Origin of the sequence: Sphingomonas floccifaciens (assembly GCF_042681125.1) — a bacterium.
Taxonomy (GTDB): Bacteria; Pseudomonadota; Alphaproteobacteria; order Sphingomonadales; family Sphingomonadaceae; genus Sphingomonas; species Sphingomonas floccifaciens.
This window is the reverse complement of sequence record NZ_JBHUFC010000002.1, coordinates 134,957-151,181: the sequence shown is the minus strand read 5'-3', so window position 1 is coordinate 151,181 and position 16,225 is coordinate 134,957. Positions and strand designations below refer to the sequence as shown.

10 protein-coding genes are annotated in these 16,225 nt (G+C 67.1%); 3 read left to right on the top strand and 7 right to left on the bottom strand.

Annotated features, from left to right (window positions below; genetic code table 11):
* Positions 1-99: 99 nt before the first annotated feature.
* The gene (gene modA, locus ACFSC3_RS03555) at positions 100-861 is read right to left on the bottom strand and encodes a molybdate ABC transporter substrate-binding protein (RefSeq protein WP_380938814.1); all 762 of its coding nucleotides are present in this window, start codon (positions 859-861) and stop codon (positions 100-102) included.
* Positions 862-1,096: 235 nt separating this feature from the next.
* Here modA and ACFSC3_RS03550 point away from each other — a divergent pair, with 235 nt between their 5' ends.
* Both ACFSC3_RS03550 and ACFSC3_RS03545 read left to right on the top strand, forming a co-directional pair.
* Positions 1,097-1,840 carry a PEPxxWA-CTERM sorting domain-containing protein gene (locus tag ACFSC3_RS03550; protein ID WP_380938812.1) on the top strand — a complete coding sequence of 248 codons (744 nt, stop codon included), beginning with the start codon at positions 1,097-1,099 and terminating at the stop codon, positions 1,838-1,840.
* Positions 1,841-2,230: 390 nt separating this feature from the next.
* Positions 2,231-2,716 (top strand): vgr related protein, encoded by a 486-nt coding sequence (locus tag ACFSC3_RS03545; protein WP_380938810.1) that lies wholly within the window; start codon positions 2,231-2,233, stop codon positions 2,714-2,716.
* A gap of 634 nt (positions 2,717-3,350) precedes the next feature.
* Here the strand turns inward: ACFSC3_RS03545 and ACFSC3_RS03540 are convergent.
* The 6 genes from ACFSC3_RS03540 to ACFSC3_RS03515 all read right to left on the bottom strand — a co-directional run bounded on the left by ACFSC3_RS03540 (position 3,351) and on the right by ACFSC3_RS03515 (position 12,938).
* On the bottom strand, positions 3,351-3,515 hold the full coding sequence (locus ACFSC3_RS03540) for a hypothetical protein (RefSeq protein ID WP_380938808.1): 165 nt from the start codon (positions 3,513-3,515) through the stop codon (positions 3,351-3,353).
* A 2-nt stretch (positions 3,516-3,517) separates the two neighbouring features.
* Entirely contained in the window at positions 3,518-3,796 is a 279-nt protein-coding gene (locus ACFSC3_RS03535; protein WP_380938806.1) for a hypothetical protein, read from the bottom strand.
* 60 nt (positions 3,797-3,856) lie between these two features.
* Entirely contained in the window at positions 3,857-5,545 is a 1,689-nt protein-coding gene (locus tag ACFSC3_RS03530; RefSeq protein WP_380938804.1) for a hypothetical protein, read from the bottom strand.
* 61 nt (positions 5,546-5,606) lie between these two features.
* Positions 5,607-6,020 carry a hypothetical protein gene (locus tag ACFSC3_RS03525; RefSeq protein ID WP_380938802.1) on the bottom strand — a complete coding sequence of 138 codons (414 nt, stop codon included), beginning with the start codon at positions 6,018-6,020 and terminating at the stop codon, positions 5,607-5,609.
* A 64-nt stretch (positions 6,021-6,084) separates the two neighbouring features.
* Positions 6,085-9,045: a M10 family metallopeptidase C-terminal domain-containing protein gene (locus ACFSC3_RS03520; RefSeq protein ID WP_380938800.1), complete on the bottom strand. Its 2,961-nt coding sequence runs from the start codon at positions 9,043-9,045 to the stop codon at positions 6,085-6,087.
* A gap of 101 nt (positions 9,046-9,146) precedes the next feature.
* Entirely contained in the window at positions 9,147-12,938 is a 3,792-nt protein-coding gene (locus tag ACFSC3_RS03515) for a beta strand repeat-containing protein (RefSeq protein ID WP_380938798.1), read from the bottom strand.
* Between the two features lie 205 nt (positions 12,939-13,143).
* On the opposite strand from ACFSC3_RS03515, the gene uvrA reads away from it, so the two are divergent.
* Positions 13,144-16,080 carry an excinuclease ABC subunit UvrA gene (gene uvrA, locus ACFSC3_RS03510; RefSeq protein WP_380938796.1) on the top strand — a complete coding sequence of 979 codons (2,937 nt, stop codon included), beginning with the start codon at positions 13,144-13,146 and terminating at the stop codon, positions 16,078-16,080.
* Positions 16,081-16,225 lie beyond the last annotated feature (145 nt).

The following is a 16,225-nucleotide window of genomic DNA, read 5'->3' as shown; positions in this document are numbered from 1 at the left end:
GGTGGAGGGGGCTATCCGCGAGCGAGGCACGCGCGGCGCCCCCCCTCCACCAGCCTGCGGCTGGTCCCCCTCCCCATTCTGGGGAGGATTTGGACGGACTCACCGCACCGAAAACCCGTAACCCGCAAACACCGCGCGCCCCGCCGTCGACAACAGGTACGCCCGAAAGCCCATCGCATCGGGATGACGCGAGCGTTGCAAGACCGCCAGCGGATAGCGGATCGGCGGATGGCTCGCGGCCGGGAACACCGCGACCACCCGCACGCCCTTCGCTGCGCGCGCGTCGGTCGCATAGACGACGCCCAGCGGCGCCGCCCCCCGCTCGACCAGCGCCAGCGCGGCGCGGACATTCTCGGCGCGCGCGATCCGGTCCTTGACCGCCGCCCAGTCGCCCAGCCGGGTCAGCGCCGCCTGGCCATACTTCCCTGCCGGCACCGACGCCGGATCGGCCATCGCCAGCCGTCCGCGCCCAAGCACCGCCATCAGGTTCCCACCCCGCCCGAGCCGCACCGCGACCGGCGCCCGCGCGACCAGCACCAGCCGGTTGCCGAGGAAATCCGCCCGCGTGCCCGCGCGCACCAGCCGGCGCGCGGCCAGTGTATCCATCCACGCCTCATCGGCCGACACGAACAGATCGGCCGGGGCGCCCGCCATCGCCTGTCGGGCCAGGGCGGACGACGCCGCGAACGAGATCACCGGCCGCGGGTGCCCCATCCGCACCCAGCGATCGGCCGCCGCCGTCATTGATTCCTGCAGACTGGCCGCGGCAAGCACCATCGGCCCCTGCCCCGGCGCCGGCGCGGCGCCCACTCCGGTGACGGCGATCAGGGCGAGCAACGCGAGGCGGAAGACATGGGACATGATGCGACCAGCCTATATCGCCCACCCCCATCCGCGCCACCCTGCGCGGCGCGGCGTACGATGGCGCCCGTCCAAAAGATGAAGGCACGCGTCCGCGCCGGCATCTCGTGCAAAAACCAGTTAACGCACCAAATAGGGACGCGCTATATTAACCTGATTTCAGTTATTTATGGGTTGTTCATCAATATCTAGAGCAACGCCTCGAGACGACGAGAGGTCGTCAAGGGGAACGAACATGAAGAAGATCTTGGCGGCCTCGGCACTGGCACTTTCATTCACTGCAGCGACCGGAGCGAATGCAGCGGTCATCGGTATCTACGGCGGCAACAGCAACTCGGATATCGCATCCTTCCTGACCGCCAACGGCCACACCGTGAAGCAGAACCAGTACAGCGTCTCGGGCGCCAACTACACCGGCCTCGACACCGTCATCCTGCTCCGCACCTCGGGCGATGCGGCGACCGCGTCGTTCGTGAAGAACGGCGGCCGCCTGATCACGGAATGGGACGCTGCGTCCTGGGCGCTGGGCGCCGGCAATCTGCTGAATGCCGATGACAGCTATTACGGATATCTCGCCACCAATACCGAGATCAGCTTCACGCAGGCCGGCACGGCCGCCGGTCTCGGAACGGGCATCGGTTCGTCCTACTCGGCCGGCGGCGCCAGCGAATTCTTCCGCACCTTCTCGAACATCGGTTCGGGTGTCGAAGTCTGGGGCACGCGTCCCGACGGTTCCGCCAGCATCATCGCCGGCGCGTCGGGCAAGGGCTTCGTCGTCGTCAACGGCGCGGACTGGGCCGACTCGTTCGCCTATGCGGGAGCCCAGAACAAGCAGCTGCTGCTCACTTCGCTGACGGCCGATGCGGTGACCAGCGCGGTTCCCGAACCCGCCACCTGGGCGATGATGCTGATCGGCTTCGGCGGCATCGGCGCCTCGATGCGCCGCCGCAAGCAGGTCGCGCGCGTCCGCTTCGCCTGATCGGCACACCCCGGATCGGGCAAGGGAAGCCGCCGGTCGAAAGGCCGGCGGCTTTTTGTCGCTGAGAGCGGTTTCCGACCGATCTGCACCATCGTGACGGAGCCGATTTTGGTTCGTGGCGAGGAGCAAGAAAGGAGCGGGGCTTTGCCCCCGTGACTGACGAGGGACGCGGCCACGGGGCAAAATCGGCCCGCCCCGAAGGGGTTGTGTCAGGAAGCCGCTGGACGTCGTCGCGACGCTTGCAGGGGCAGACCAGCCCCTGCTTCGCGCCACTCCTCGCCAGCAACCTTCCTGACACAATCACGATGGCGCAGATCGGTCGGAAACCGCTCTAGCTTGCACAAATGCGGGACGGAACGACATACCGGCTTTCGAACGTTGGGCGGCCACATGAACGACACCACCCTTTTCACCCCCAAGGGACAGGGCCGCAGCCTGACGCCGGGCGAGATCAAGCTGGCGACGTCGGTCTACCGCGGCGCCATCGACCTGTCGGGCGTCGAGATCCGCCGCCGGAAATGGGCCTTCTTCCAGCCCAAACAGGTGGCGATGGCACCGACCGGCCACATCCACTTTCACCCGGACAGCACCAACTGGAGCGAGGATTACAGCCGCGAAAGCCTGGCGTTGTCGGGCTTGTTCATCCACGAACTCTGCCACGTCTGGCAGACCCAGCGCGGCCTCTACCTGCCGCTCGTCCGGCACCCGTTCTGCCGATACAGCTATGCGATCAAGCCCGGCTGGACGCTCTCGCGCTACGGGATCGAGCAGCAGGCGGAAATCGTGCGCCACGCATTCCTGCTGCGACAGGGCTATGTCGTGCCTGGGGCGCCGTCGCTCCAGCAGTACGAGAGCATCCTGAGCGTCTTTCGCTGAAGGGGCGATTTCCGAGAGTTTCGGCGGTCAAAGCGCTTCCGCCCGCCGATGCCCCCGTCGTTCCGGCGCACGGTTAGAGTAGCATGCCTTCAACCATCCTCCGTTCGCCCTGAGCGAAGTCGAAGGGCATGGGACTCAGGTGCTTCGACTTCGCTCAGCACGAACGGAGGATTGTTGGCCCTATCAGGCCTTGATACTCTCGGTGCCGCTCTGGCCAAACCGGACCAGCCCGCACTGCCCGTCGCTCCTCGCTGACGAACGGTTCAGGGCAATCTCGACCAGTCAAAACCATGTCATCACGCTCTCAGGGCGTCCGACATTTGTCGAAAAATCGTCATCCCGGACCTGATCCGGGATGACGAAGACATGAACTCCCTTAGAGCGAGTTTAGGCTGCGTGGCGGCATCGTGACGGAGCCGATTTTGGCTCAGGGCAATCTCGACGGGTCAAAACCATGTCAGCACGCTCTCAGGGCGTCCGACATTTGCCCAAAACCGTCACCCCGGACCTGATCCGGGATCCAGAGCCAAAAGCCACGTCGCTCGTGACTCTGGATCCCGGATCAAGTCCGGGATGCCGAAGACATGAACGCCCCTTAGGTCGACTATCCTACCGTCAGCGTCGACGACAGCCGCTACCCATCCGCCTTCTTCGCCCGCTCGCTGCGCATGAACTCCGCCGCGATCGGTGCGAAGTCGGGGTCTTCGACCTCGACCAGCGGGTCTTCCTCGCCGGTCATCGGAATGTCATCCGGCAAGGGCTTGTGCAGCGGCTCGGGCGTCTGATCGTCCTTGGCCATGCTCATTCCCCCCGCGTCGGCGCATTGGGATTGTCGCCGGTCTTTTCCTCACCCAGCTGCCCGCTGCCGTGATAGTCGATGTCGGTCTGTCCGCCGTGGCCCATGAACTTGTCCGGTCCATCGGGACTGCCGTTCTTGCCGCTGTGCGGGTTGGAATAGGCGCCGCCCTGCGACTCGCCCTTCTGGTCCGCGCCGCGCCGCGAGGCGAGCTCGCCATTGTCGTCGGGCGCGTTCGCCTCGGTACCGGCGCCATCGGCCTGCATCGGTTGCGTGTCGGTCATGCTCGTCTCTCCTGTCCCGCCATCAACGATGCGGACAGGCCGGCGGTTGCGTCGCGCCGCCTACATCCCGCCCGCGTTGTCCTCCTTCGCCAACAGGGTCGCGATCATGTCAGTCGTCAGCGGCTGCCCCTCGACCTTCGCGTCCTCCAGCATCTGGACCAGATAAGCCGGTTTCGTCTGCGCGCTGGCGTCCGCCACGAACGGGCGGAGCACGCTCGCCTGCCACCCGGTCGCCGCCGCGTCGGGCGTCACCCGAACCACCCCGCCGCCGAGCGCGAGCAGCGCCGATCCGTCCTTCAGCCGCGGCACGTCGACCTGCCGCCATCCGCTCATATCGAAGCCGTTCAGCGAGACATAGGCACGCAAAATCAGCCGGTTCGGCGTCCATTTCCAAAAGGCGTAGCGCACGGTCGGCTGCGGCAGGTCGACCGGCCCTTCCGCGATCTCGATCGGATCGCTGTTCGACGCAATCGCCGGAATCTGTTCGATCCACAGCGCCCCGAACACGCCGTCATAGACGCCCCGCGTTACCTCCGCCTGTTGCAGGCAGTTGGCGCGCCAGTCGCCGGGCTTGCGCTCCTTGGGCGCGCACCACATCATCATCGGCTCGCCGAACAATTGCGGCGCCAGCGGATTGCGCATCGGGATGCCGTACAGCGCATCGCCCGCGGTAAAGGCCGGTTTCTTGCCCGAAAACATCGTCGACTTCAGCGCGTCAGCGAGAATCTTCGCGGTATAGCCATAGCGATACGGCCCGGCGACGATCGTCGCACCCGCGCCGCCGCTCGCCGTCACCTGCGGCACGCCGACGAAGCGGTACGGCGGCCTGGCATAGCGCAGCCCCATCTCCGCCTGCTCGATCGGCCAGCCCTTGCGCTCGCCCAGCAGCTTCACCGGCTTGCCGACATCGATCCGGTCGAGCAGCGTGCCCGCCGCGATCGGCTCGACGATCCGCGTCGTCGCTTCCTCCGGAGTCGCATAGGCGACGTCGATCGTGACCCGGTCGACGCGGTAGCGGCCCGGCCCGGTCAGTTCCGCCTTGCCCAGCGGCTGCGCCTGCGCAGGACAGCCGAAGGTCTTGACGTCGCCGTCGCCCTTCACCCCGATCCGCGTCGAATATTGGATACGATCGACGACGCGACAGCCCTGGTAGATCAGTTCCAGCGCCGGCAGTTCGATGGGCGGAATCACACTATAGGCGACCGGCGTCGCCAGCGCTTCCGCCTTCGACACCATGAAGATCGTGTACGGGCTGTCGTCCGAATAGGTTTCACCCCAGCGCGTCTGGTCGAACCGCCCGTCGCCGTCGCTGTCCACATAGCAGCGGATGCCGTTGCCGCGTTCCTCCTTGGCGTTGCAATAGGCGCGGCGCTTGGGATCGGTCGGGATCGGCTCGCCCGGTGCGACACGGCCGATGATCGTCAGCGGCATCGCCCGGTCCTTGCCGTCGAGCATCGCGCGCGCCGCGCCCAGCGGCAGCAGCGCCTGCGCCGCGATGGTCGGCGGGTTGATCGGGTTGCGCGTCAGCAACAGCTTGCCGGCAAAGGCCGGATCGGCCGCCTGGACCTGGAGCGGCGTGACCGCCGTCTCCCCGCCCGTCCGCGCAGCGTTCATCGTCAGCAGCCGGATATTCTCCTGCGACAGCTGCGGCGTGGGCGGCGGGATGTAGACGGGCGGCGGCACCTTGACCTGCGCCCCGGCCCCGCCCGCTGCCGTCAACCCGACGATCGCCATCCACCGCATCATCATCCCCCCGAAACCCGCACCTATGTTAAGCGACGGAATTTCGAGTGAAAAGCGTCAAAAGCCGTCAGCGCCGCCGGTTGAGGAACCCGTCGATGAACGCACTCGTCGCCTTGCCGAAGGCGTCGGCCAGCGCCGCGGGATCGACCGCGCCGGCTCCCATGCCGTTCGGCGCCGTCGGCGGGACGGGCGCTTCGGGAGCCTCAGGTGGGATCGGCGGGACGGGCGCGACCGGGGGGACGGGCGGCACGGGTGGAACCGGCGGCTTCGGTGGCGGCGTATCGTCTGTCCTGGGCGTGGAGCGGGTCGCCAGCGCACTCGCCGCGATCGCCAGACCGGCGGCCAGCATCCGCCGTCCCTCCGGCGACTGCGCCTTGGCAATCAGCTTCTCGGCCGGCTTGCGTAGCCCCTTCGACAGCTTCACGCCCCCGATCGACTTCGGGATCTTGGCCTTCCCTGCCTTCTTGTCCTTCTTCGCCATGCGCGTCACCTCAAAGTGTGTCGCCAATATAATACACTGAACCCTCCTGCCAAGAGGGGGAGGATCAGACGCCGAAGATCGCGAATCCCGCCGCGGCTTCCGCGCTCGCCCGGTCGTGGATGCCGATCGCGGGGTCGGCGATGCCGGTCAGTGTCGTCGTCCGCAGCATGCCGTCCGACCCGACATAGCTGAGCGTCACGTCGCCGTCCGTCCCGCCGAAGACATAGCGGTCCGCCGACCCTTGCAGCACCAGCGTGTCGCCGCGCCCGAAGCCGGCAAGCGTCACAACGGGCGTCGCGTCACCGGAATGGACGAAGCGGAAATCGCCGCCGGCGGCCGATTGCGATCCCGTCAGCGCCACCGTCGTCTGCGCGCCCGGCGCTGCGACCGTCACTGCGGAGAAGTCGACCGTCTGCGCGCCCAGCTTCATCGCGTTGGCGCTGGTGTCGAACACCAACGTCCGTTCGGCATCGTCGAAGCGGATCGTCGCGCCGACCGTACCGACCGGGATCGTCACCTGCTCGGTCGCGCTCGACAGGACGATCGAACTGCCCGTCCGGACCGCTGTGTAGGTCGCCGCATCGCCCGAGAACACCACCACGTCGCCGCCCGCATTGAACGACGGGTCGAGTGTGACCTTGGCCCCGCTTCCGATGCGCACGACCTCGCTACTGACCCGCGATGGCACGGCGGCGCCAGCGTAGATGTCCCCCGTCGGCTCGCGCAGCCCGAAGACGGTCACCGTGCCGTTCACCGTCGCCGACGCCTTCGACGCCATGACCATCTGCGACCCGAGGGCAAAATCCGCGGTCCCGAACACACCCGCATTTGTCGCCGCCGCGGTCAGTGCGCTCGTCGTGATCGTCACGACCTGCCCGCCCAGCCGCATCGTCTGGTCCGTCAGGTTGAACGTCAGCGTGCGGATGCCGTCGGCGAAAACGATATCGGTCGCGCTCGATCCGACCGGCACGCCGATCACGCTGTCGCCGTCGTTCAGGAACAGCGTCGATCCGCTGCGCGTCACGCTATAGGCGCTCGCCGCTCCGCTGACCCGGATCCGGTCGCCGCCGCCGTTGAACGAAGGATCGAACAGGACCTGCCCCGGCGTGTCGAGCACGACGACGTCCTGCATCCCGCCGCGCGACCCGAATACCGTGCCCGTACCCGACACGGTCGCCCCGGCGCCGTCCGGCACCAGCAGCTGGAACCTGGTCGCCGTGTCGATGGCCCGCGTCGTGAAGCTGTAGCCGCTCAGCCCGTCATAGGCCGCGCCGCCCACCGTCACCGCGCCCGCCGCGATCGACAGCTGATAGGTCTGCCCCGCCTGCAGCACCGCCGCCGGGTCGATCGTCAGCACATTGCCAGACACCCGCACCCGCGCATCGCCCGCGCCATAGGTCTCGACGAAGCCATTGGGACCGGTCAGCGTGATCGTCCCGTTGCCCCGCGCGACGGCATTCGAGAACACGAAACGAATGTCTTCGAATGGCGAAAGGCCCGTCGTGCCGTTGCCGGGAAACGGCACAGCGCGAACGCCGCTAAATCCAAGGACACGGGCGTTCGCCGTTTCCAGCGTTATCGTATCATACAGAATGACCTGCCCGCCGTCATAGGTCAGCGTGGTCTGCCCGGCGTTGGTGGCGGCGCTGGTGAACAGCTTGCCGCCCAGGTCGAACCAGTCCTCGGCCGCGATGAAGCTTATCCGGTCGGTCCCGCCCACGGCGTCGCGCAGGACATAGGTGTCGCTGCCGGCGCCACCGGTCATCATGTCGTTACCGGCGCCGCCGATCAGCCGGTCGTTGCCCTCCCACCCATAGAGCGTGTCGTCGCCGTCGCCGCCGTCCAGCGTATCGTCGCCGGCGTTACCGTTCAGCGTATCGTTGCCGGTCCCGCCCAGCAGCGTGTCGTCGCCATTCTCGCCGCTCAGCGTATCGTTGCCGCTGCCGCCGTCGAGCCGGTCGTTGCCGTCACCGCCCAGCAGCGTGTCGTCGCCGCCGAGCCCCAGCAATATATTCGCCGCCGCATTGCCGATGATGGTGTCGCCCGCCGACCCGCCGGTCGCGTTCTCGATGACCGTCGACATGGCGATGCCGAGATTTTCGACGCCGGTGTAGAGGGTGCCCGTGCTCAACGAGCTGCGGATGAAGCTCGCGAAATTGGGGAATTGCGCGGTCCAATAGGCGATCTGATCTTCGCGCGAGAAGATGCCGATCGACGAATAGGCGCCCGGTCGCAGGTCGATGGTGTTCGGCCGCGTGAAGTTCGACAGGTCGATCGTGTCGGTGCCACCCGCGTCGTAGATCGTGCGCAGCGACGTATCGCTCTGGTCGAAGGTGTAGCTGTTGTCCCCCGCCCGCGTCGTCGGGTCGGCACCGTAGAGCGATTGCACTGCGACGATATCAAGCACCATCGGCGTCACCGTCGCCGCCGTCTTCGTCGACGACCGGATCGAATTGCCCGATCCATAGAAGGTGACGACATCGGTCGACGACCCCGGCGTGTACGACATCACCGTATAGCGCGTATTCTCATAGGGCGCGGGAACTGCCGGTGATTCGAAACTATGCGCTAGGCCCAGCGAATGGCCGATCTCGTGGACTAGCAGCTCGAAGTTGAACCCGCTCGCGAAGCTTTCGGTGCGCGAATTGGCGTTAATCCAGATGTCGCCGCTCTTGCCGCCCGGCGTCGTCGGCACGCTCTGATAGGCATAGGCGCCGGTGTTGGCGTCCATGTCGTAGCTGGTGAAGGCGACGCGGATCTCGCCGCGCCCGCTGGCATTGTCGGCGACCTCGGTGAAATTGGGCGCAATCAGCTCGTCCCAGGTCGCGATCGCCTTGCGGAACGCCGCCGCCTGTTCGGCGGTGACGATGCTGTAGGTGCTGAACGGCTCGGTTCCTGCGGCGTAGGTCGGCCAGGTGCTGGTGTCGGTCGGGACGGAGAAGGCGAACTGCCCCGATCCGAGCCGCCGCCCGGTCCGGGTCAGCGCCGCGATGATCTCCGAATTACTAAGAGTTACCTGCGACATACCGACCCACCTTACCCCGCGCGAACCGCGTTCATCGCTTGCTTTGAATTAGCAAAAGATGAACCGATTGAATAGCTTGGGTCTTTTCGGCCGGTCCGCCGCTACGGACCGACGAACCCGAACCCGACCGCCGCCTCCGCGCTCGCCCGGTCGAAGATATAGGCCGCCGGGTCGGCCACGCCGGCCAGGGTCGTCGTCCGCGCGACGCCGTCGCTACCGACATAGGTCAGCACCACGTCGCCGTTCTGGCCCGAGAAGATGTAGCTGCTCGCCTGCCCCGACAGCGCCAGCGTGTCGCCACGCCCGAAGCCCGTGATGGTGCCGCTCTGCGCCGCGTCGCCGCCATGGGTGAACAGGAAATCGCCGCCGCTGGCGACCTGCTGCCCGCCGATCGCCACCGCCGTCTGCGCGCCCGCCGCCGTGACGGCCGCGCCGGTGAAGCCGACCGCCTGCGCGCCCAGCTTCATCGTCTGGCTCGCGATGTCGAAGACCAAGGTGCGCTCCGCATCGTCGAACCGGATCGTCGCACCCGTCGTGCCGACCGGGATGACGATCCGCTCGCTGCCCAACACCAGCTCGATCGAGCTCGACAGGCGCCTCGCGGTATAGCTCGACGCGTCGCCGGTCAGCGTGATCACGTCGCCGCCGGCGTTGAACGACGGGTCGAACGTCACATTGCCGCCACGCGCGACCGTGATCGTCTCCGCGCTCGCACGCAGGGCGATGACCGTCTGCACGCCGTACGCCGTCGCCGTGCCGCGCTCGGCCACGACCATCGTCGCCCCCGCCGCCGGGTCCGCCGTCGCCGTCACCAGCGCCGCCGTCACGGGTGCGGTCACCTGCGCGGCGGTCACCGGGGCGATCGTCTGCGACCCCAGCTTCATCGCGTTCGCGGACGTGTCGAAGACAAGGCTGCGGATCCCGTCGGCGAAGTGAATGTCGATCCCCGCCGTACCGACGGGCACGACGATCTCGCTGTCACCGTCCGACAGCACGATGCTCGATCCATTGCGCACGGCGGTGTAGCTCGACGCTGCCCCGCTCAGCCGCACCCGGTCGCCGCCGTCGTTGAACGACGGATCGAAGGTGATCCGCCCCGGCGCGTCGAGCACCGTCACATCCTGCAACGACCCGCGCGTCCCGAACACGGTGCCCGTGCCCGATGCGCTCGCCGCGCCGCCGCTCGCGACCAGCGTCTGGAACTGCGTCGCGGTATCGATCGGGCGAGTGGTGAAGGCATAGCCGTTGATCGCCGACGCCGGCGTGCCGCCGATCTGGACGACGCCGGCACCGACCGTCAGCGTATAGGTTGTGCCGGGATCGAGCGGCCGCGTCGGGTCGACCGACAGCACCCGGCCGTCGAGCGACAGGCGGCTGCTGTTGGCGGCGAAGGTCTCGACCACCGTCCCGTCTGTCTTTGCCAGCGTCACTGTCCCGCTGCCGCGCGTGATCGCACCGGCGTAGAGGAAGCGCAGGTTGGCGTTGGCCGACACGCCGGTCGTCGAATCGCCGGGAAACGCCTGGGTCACGTCGTTCGGCAGGATCTGGACGAAGCCCTGGAAGTCGCTGCGGTCCATCCGCCCGTCGGCGCGGATCACCATCGTCGCGCCGCCGATCGTCGTGATCGTCGCGGTCGTGTAGCTTGGCTCGCTGCCGCCCGACGGGATCGGCCCCGCCTCGAACGCGACGCTGCGGATGCCGATCGCGGTCATGTCGATCGTGTCGATGCCGGTCTCGAACCCGATCAACCGGTCGAAGCCGCCCGCGACTGATTCATTGGCCGCCAGATAGACGAAGCGATCCGCCCCTATCCCGCCGGTCAGCAGGTCGGCACCCTGACCGCCGTACAGCATGTCGTCGCCGGCCCCGCCGTTCAGCGCATTGTCCGCCGCATTGCCCCACAGGCTGTTGTTCAGCGCATTGCCGGTCAGGCCGACCGCATCGCTGCCGGTGATGCGTCCGTTTTCGATATAGGGTTGCAGCAGGTAGCCGACGGACGTGCGCACTTCATCGATCCCGCCGTTCGCGGTTTCGATCGCCCGGTCGCCAAGCGAATCAATGACGTAGATGTCATCACCGTCACCGCCGAACATGATGTCCGCGCCCGTGCCGCCGTCCAGCGTGTCCGCGCCATCGCCACCGACCAGCACATCGTCACCCGCGCCGCCCGACAGGCTGTGCGCCGCCGCCGACAGCGCGATCAGCGTATCGGCATTCGCGGTCCCGGTCTGCGTCGTGCCGGGCAGCACGCTCGTCACGTCGCCCGAACCGATGCCGCCTCTCACGGTGATCGCAACGTCACCGCCCGCGGTACGCGCGGTGACGATCGTGTCGCTGCCGCTCGCCGTCAGCGCAAAGCCCGTGGGTGCCAGCGCCGACAGGTCCAGCACGTCGCGCCCGGCTTCGAAGTCGGTGATCGTCGCCGTGCCAGCCACGACAAAGCGATCCGCGCCCGCGCCGCCGGTCAGTTGGTCGCCATTGCCGCCGAACAGCACGTCGTCGCCGTCGCCGCCGCTCAGCGTATCGATGCCCGCACCGCCGCGCAGCACGTCGTTGCCGGCCCCACCCGAGACGCGCGTGCCGATCGTCCCGCGGCTGCCGTCATACAGGTCGACACCCGCGCCCAGGTCGATCGCCCCGGTGATCGTGCCGTCGTTGCGGATCAGATCGGAATCCCTGCCCATGCTGAATCCGCCGACCCATGTCGCCGACGCGGCATTCAGCACGCTCATGATATTCTTGTCGGTCAGCCAATCGCCCTGGACATAGGCGGTGTTCCAGAAGCCGATCGAACCCGAATAGCCGTCGACCGACCAGACCGCATAGTCGGCGACGACCCGCCCGCTGTTGGTGATCGTCCCGCCGGCCAGCACATTGCTCGAATTGGTGAAGATGCGGAACGCGACCGACCGCATGCCGTTCGCGGTCGCCTCTGCCGCGATCGTCCCGCTGTTGACGATCGACAGGTCGAACGAGGCCCCATAGACCGCCGTCGCCGACAGGCCGTTCGCCTCGGCGGTGCTGGCGCTCGATGCGAAGATCGTGCCTGAATTGGTCAGCACCGTCACCGGCGCCGGACGCGATCCGATGCCGTACGCCAGGCCCTGCTGCGCGACGACATAGACCGTGCCGTCGTTGACGACCGTCCGCCCTTCGATCCCGATGACAAGCGGCGGGTTGGCACCGCTGCCGTTCGACGTGACCTGAACCACGCCGCGATTGATCACCGGCTGCGTCAGATTTCCCCCCAGCGGCGATCCGACGATGCCGGTGCTGCCGCCGGGTCCGAAGCCCGACGTCACCGCGACCCGCCCTTCGTTGACGAAGCCCGCGCGAAATATCGCGGTCGTCACGCCGACCATATAGTCGCCTGTACTCGACGACGCCGAAATCTCGCCGCGGTTCGTCACGGTGACGAGCGAGGGCGTCGATCCATTGACGATATCCCCCACCGCCACCGCTGTCGGCGGCGCGCTCGACCCGGTGCGGATCAGGCGCGTCGACGCATCGATCGTCGCGCTCGTCAAAAAGGCGAAGGCGGCATCGCTCTGGTCGACCGACACGCCCGCCACATCGAGGCCGGCGATCTGCACCACCACCGTCTCGGTCCGCAGCACGCCGCCCGACTCATAGGTGTAGGTGAAGCGGTCGAACGCCGTCTCGTTCGCCCCGATCAGCCGCGTGTCGGGGTCCGCGCCATCCAGCAGATAGCTGAAACTGCCGTCCGCATTGATCGTCAGCCGACCATAGGTGCCGGTAACCGCCGCGCCGACGCCGCTCGCGGATTGTCCGGCGATCGCCACGCCGACCAGCCGGTCCCCGCGTGCGACGGTGCCGGTGACGGTGGTGGGCCGGCCGCCCGCGTCCTCCGTGGTGTTGATGGTCGTGGGCATGGTACGCGCTCCCGGAGATACACTGGCCGTATCGACTGAATGTCCGACCCTAAGCCCCTGTTGAAGCCGGGTTCTGCACCGCGCGCAACCCCGACTCGTGGTGAATGCGCTTTACTTGCCGGACATGCGACCGATCCCCATGTCACGCGTTGGCCCGGCTGACCCGGCTTGCCTCATCCGAACAAATCTGGAACAGAAACGGTCCATGAGCCTCACGCACATTTCCGTCCGCGGCGCCCGCGAGCATAACCTCAAGGACGTCAGCATCGACATCCCGCGCGATACGCTGACCGTCATCACCGGCCTGTCGGGGTCGGGCAAGTCCAGCCTCGCGTTCGACACCATCTATGCCGAGGGGCAGCGCCGCTACGTCGAATCGCTGTCGGCCTATGCCCGCCAGTTCCTCGAACTGATGCAGAAGCCCGACGTCGACCATATCGAGGGCCTGTCGCCCGCCATCTCGATCGAACAGAAGACGACCTCGCGCAACCCGCGCTCGACGGTCGCGACGGTCACCGAGATCTACGACTATATGCGCCTGCTGTGGGCGCGCGTCGGCGTCCCCTATTCGCCCGCCACCGGCCTGCCGATCAGCGCGCAGACGGTCAGCCAGATGGTCGACCGCGTTATGGCGCTGCCCGAGGGCACGCGGCTCTACCTGCTCGCCCCCGTCGTGCGCGGCCGCAAGGGCGAGTATCGCAAGGAACTCGCCGAGTGGCAGAAGGCGGGATTCAGCCGCGTCCGCATCGACGGCGAACTCCACAACATCGACGAAGCCCCCGCGCTCGACAAGAAGTTCAAGCACGACATCGAGGTGGTCGTCGACCGCATCGTCGTGAACCCCGACCAGGCCACGCGCCTGGCGGAAAGCTTCGAGACGGCGCTGAAGCTGGCGGACGGCCTCGCCTATGCCGACCTCGTCGACGGCGTCGTGCCCGGCCGCGAGAACGAGGCCGCCAATGCCGGCGCGATGAAGAACGCCGGCGTTCCCGCCAACCGCATCGTCTTCTCCGAGAAGTTCGCCTGCCCGGTCAGCGGCTTCACCATTCCCGAGATCGAGCCCCGCCTCTTCTCGTTCAACGCGCCGCAGGGCGCCTGCCCGGCCTGCGACGGCCTGGGCGAGAAGCTGGTGTTCGACGAAGACCTCGTCGTCCCCAACCATAGCCTCAGCATCAAGAAGGGCGCCGTCGTCCCCTGGGCGAAGTCCAACCCGCCCTCCCCCTATTACATGCAGGTGCTGGGCAGCCTGGCGAAGGCCTTCACCTTCAGCCTCGACACCGCCTGGGGCGACCTTACGCCCGAGCAGCAGGACATCATCCTCCACGGCACCCGCGGCAAGCCGGTCACGCTGACCTTCATCGACGGCAAGAAGTCCTATGACGTCAAGAAGCCGTTCGAGGGCGTCATCGGCAACCTCCAGCGCCGCATGCTCTCCACGGAAAGCGCATGGATGCGCGAGGAACTGGCGAAATACCAGTCGAGCCGCCCGTGCGAGACCTGCCACGGCGCCCGCCTGAAGCCCGAGGCGCGCGCGGTGAAGATCGCCGGCGAGGACATCAGCCACGCCACCCGCATGTCGGTCGTCGACGCGCTCGCCTGGTTCACCGCGATGCCGGAGACGCTCAATCCCCAGCAGCGCGCCATCGCCGAGCGCATCCTGAAGGAAATCCTCGAGCGGCTGGGCTTCCTCAACAACGTCGGGCTCGACTACCTCAACCTCGACCGCACGTCCGGCACGCTGTCGGGCGGCGAGAGCCAGCGCATCCGCCTGGCGTCGCAGATCGGCTCGGGCCTGTCGGGCGTGCTCTACGTGCTCGACGAACCGTCGATCGGCCTGCACCAGCGCGACAACGACATGCTGCTCGCGACGCTCCGGCGCCTCCGCGACCTCGGCAACACCGTCATCGTCGTCGAACATGACGAAGACGCGATCCGCATGGCCGATTACGTCATCGACATGGGGCCGGGCGCGGGCGTCCACGGCGGTGAGATCGTCGCCAAGGGCACGCTGAAGCAGATCCTGAAGGCGAAGGGCAGCGTCACCGCCGACTATCTGAACGGCACCCGCGAAGTCCCCGTGCCGGCCAAGCGCCGCAAGGGCAACGGCAAGAAACTGACCGTCCAGAACGCGACCGCCAACAATCTGAAGGGCGTGACCGCGTCGATCCCGCTCGGCACCTTCACCTGCATCACCGGCGTCAGCGGCTCGGGCAAGTCGAGCTTCACCATTGACACCCTCTACGCCGCCGCCGCGCGCGAGCTGAACGGCGCGCGCATCCTCAGCGGCAAGCACGACAAGATCAACGGGCTCCAGCACCTCGACAAGGTCATCGACATCGACCAGTCGCCGATCGGCCGCACTCCGCGATCGAACCCGGCGACCTACACCGGCGCCTTCACCCAGATCCGCGACTGGTTCGCGGGGCTCCCCGAGGCACAGGCCCGCGGCTACAAGCCCGGCCGCTTCAGCTTCAACGTCAAGGGCGGCCGCTGCGAAGCGTGCCAAGGCGACGGCGTGCTCAAGATCGAGATGCACTTCCTCCCCGACGTCTACGTCACCTGCGACGTCTGCCACGGCGCCCGCTACAACCGCGAGACGCTGGAGGTGAAGCACAAGGGCAAGAGCATCGCCGAAGTGCTCGACATGACCGTCGAGGACGCGGTCGAGTTCTTCAAGGCCGTACCCCCCATCCGCGACAAGATGGCGATGCTCGCCGAAGTCGGCCTCGGCTACGTCAAGGTCGGCCAGCAGGCGACGACCCTGTCCGGCGGCGAAGCCCAACGCGTGAAGCTCGCCAAGGAACTCTCCCGCCGCGCGACCGGCAACACGCTCTACATCCTCGACGAGCCGACCACCGGCCTGCACTTCGAGGACGTCCGCAAGCTGCTGGAAGTGCTCCACGCGCTGGTCGAACAGGGCAACACGGTGGTCGTGATCGAGCACAACCTGGACGTCATCAAGACCGCGGACTGGATCCTCGACTTGGGGCCGGAAGGCGGCGTGAAGGGCGGGGAGATTGTGGCGGAGGGGACACCTGAGGTGGTGGTGAAGGAGCCGCGGAGTTTTACCGGGCGGTATCTGGCGCCGTTGTTGGGGAAGCCGGGCGGGGCTGAGGCTGCCCTGAGCGAAGCCGCCGCGTAAAAGGCGGCGTAGACGATGCGCGGGAGAATGTGGTGCAGACGTCGCGGGAGTTTACAGAACGGTATCTGGCAAAGTTGTTTAAGTGTGGGGTAAGCACTGAACGAGACACAGTGGCGCAAAATCATGGATATAATGAGTCAGTCGC

Bases quoted from the DNA above. Each gene is read 5' to 3' on its own strand.
- ACFSC3_RS03545 (WP_380938810.1), top strand. From the start codon at position 2,231: ATGAACGACACCACCCTTTTCACCCCCAAGGGACAGGGCCGCAGCCTG.
- ACFSC3_RS03550 (WP_380938812.1), top strand. From the start codon at position 1,097: ATGAAGAAGATCTTGGCGGCCTCGGCACTGGCACTTTCATTCACTGCA.
- ACFSC3_RS03520 (WP_380938800.1), bottom strand. From the start codon at position 9,045: ATGTCGCAGGTAACTCTTAGTAATTCGGAGATCATCGCGGCGCTGACC.
- ACFSC3_RS03515 (WP_380938798.1), bottom strand. From the start codon at position 12,938: ATGCCCACGACCATCAACACCACGGAGGACGCGGGCGGCCGGCCCACC.
- uvrA (WP_380938796.1), top strand. From the start codon at position 13,144: ATGAGCCTCACGCACATTTCCGTCCGCGGCGCCCGCGAGCATAACCTC.
- ACFSC3_RS03540 (WP_380938808.1), bottom strand. From the start codon at position 3,515: ATGGCCAAGGACGATCAGACGCCCGAGCCGCTGCACAAGCCCTTGCCG.
- ACFSC3_RS03530 (WP_380938804.1), bottom strand. From the start codon at position 5,545: ATGATGATGCGGTGGATGGCGATCGTCGGGTTGACGGCAGCGGGCGGG.
- ACFSC3_RS03535 (WP_380938806.1), bottom strand. From the start codon at position 3,796: ATGACCGACACGCAACCGATGCAGGCCGATGGCGCCGGTACCGAGGCG.
- ACFSC3_RS03525 (WP_380938802.1), bottom strand. From the start codon at position 6,020: ATGGCGAAGAAGGACAAGAAGGCAGGGAAGGCCAAGATCCCGAAGTCG.
- modA (WP_380938814.1), bottom strand. From the start codon at position 861: ATGTCCCATGTCTTCCGCCTCGCGTTGCTCGCCCTGATCGCCGTCACC.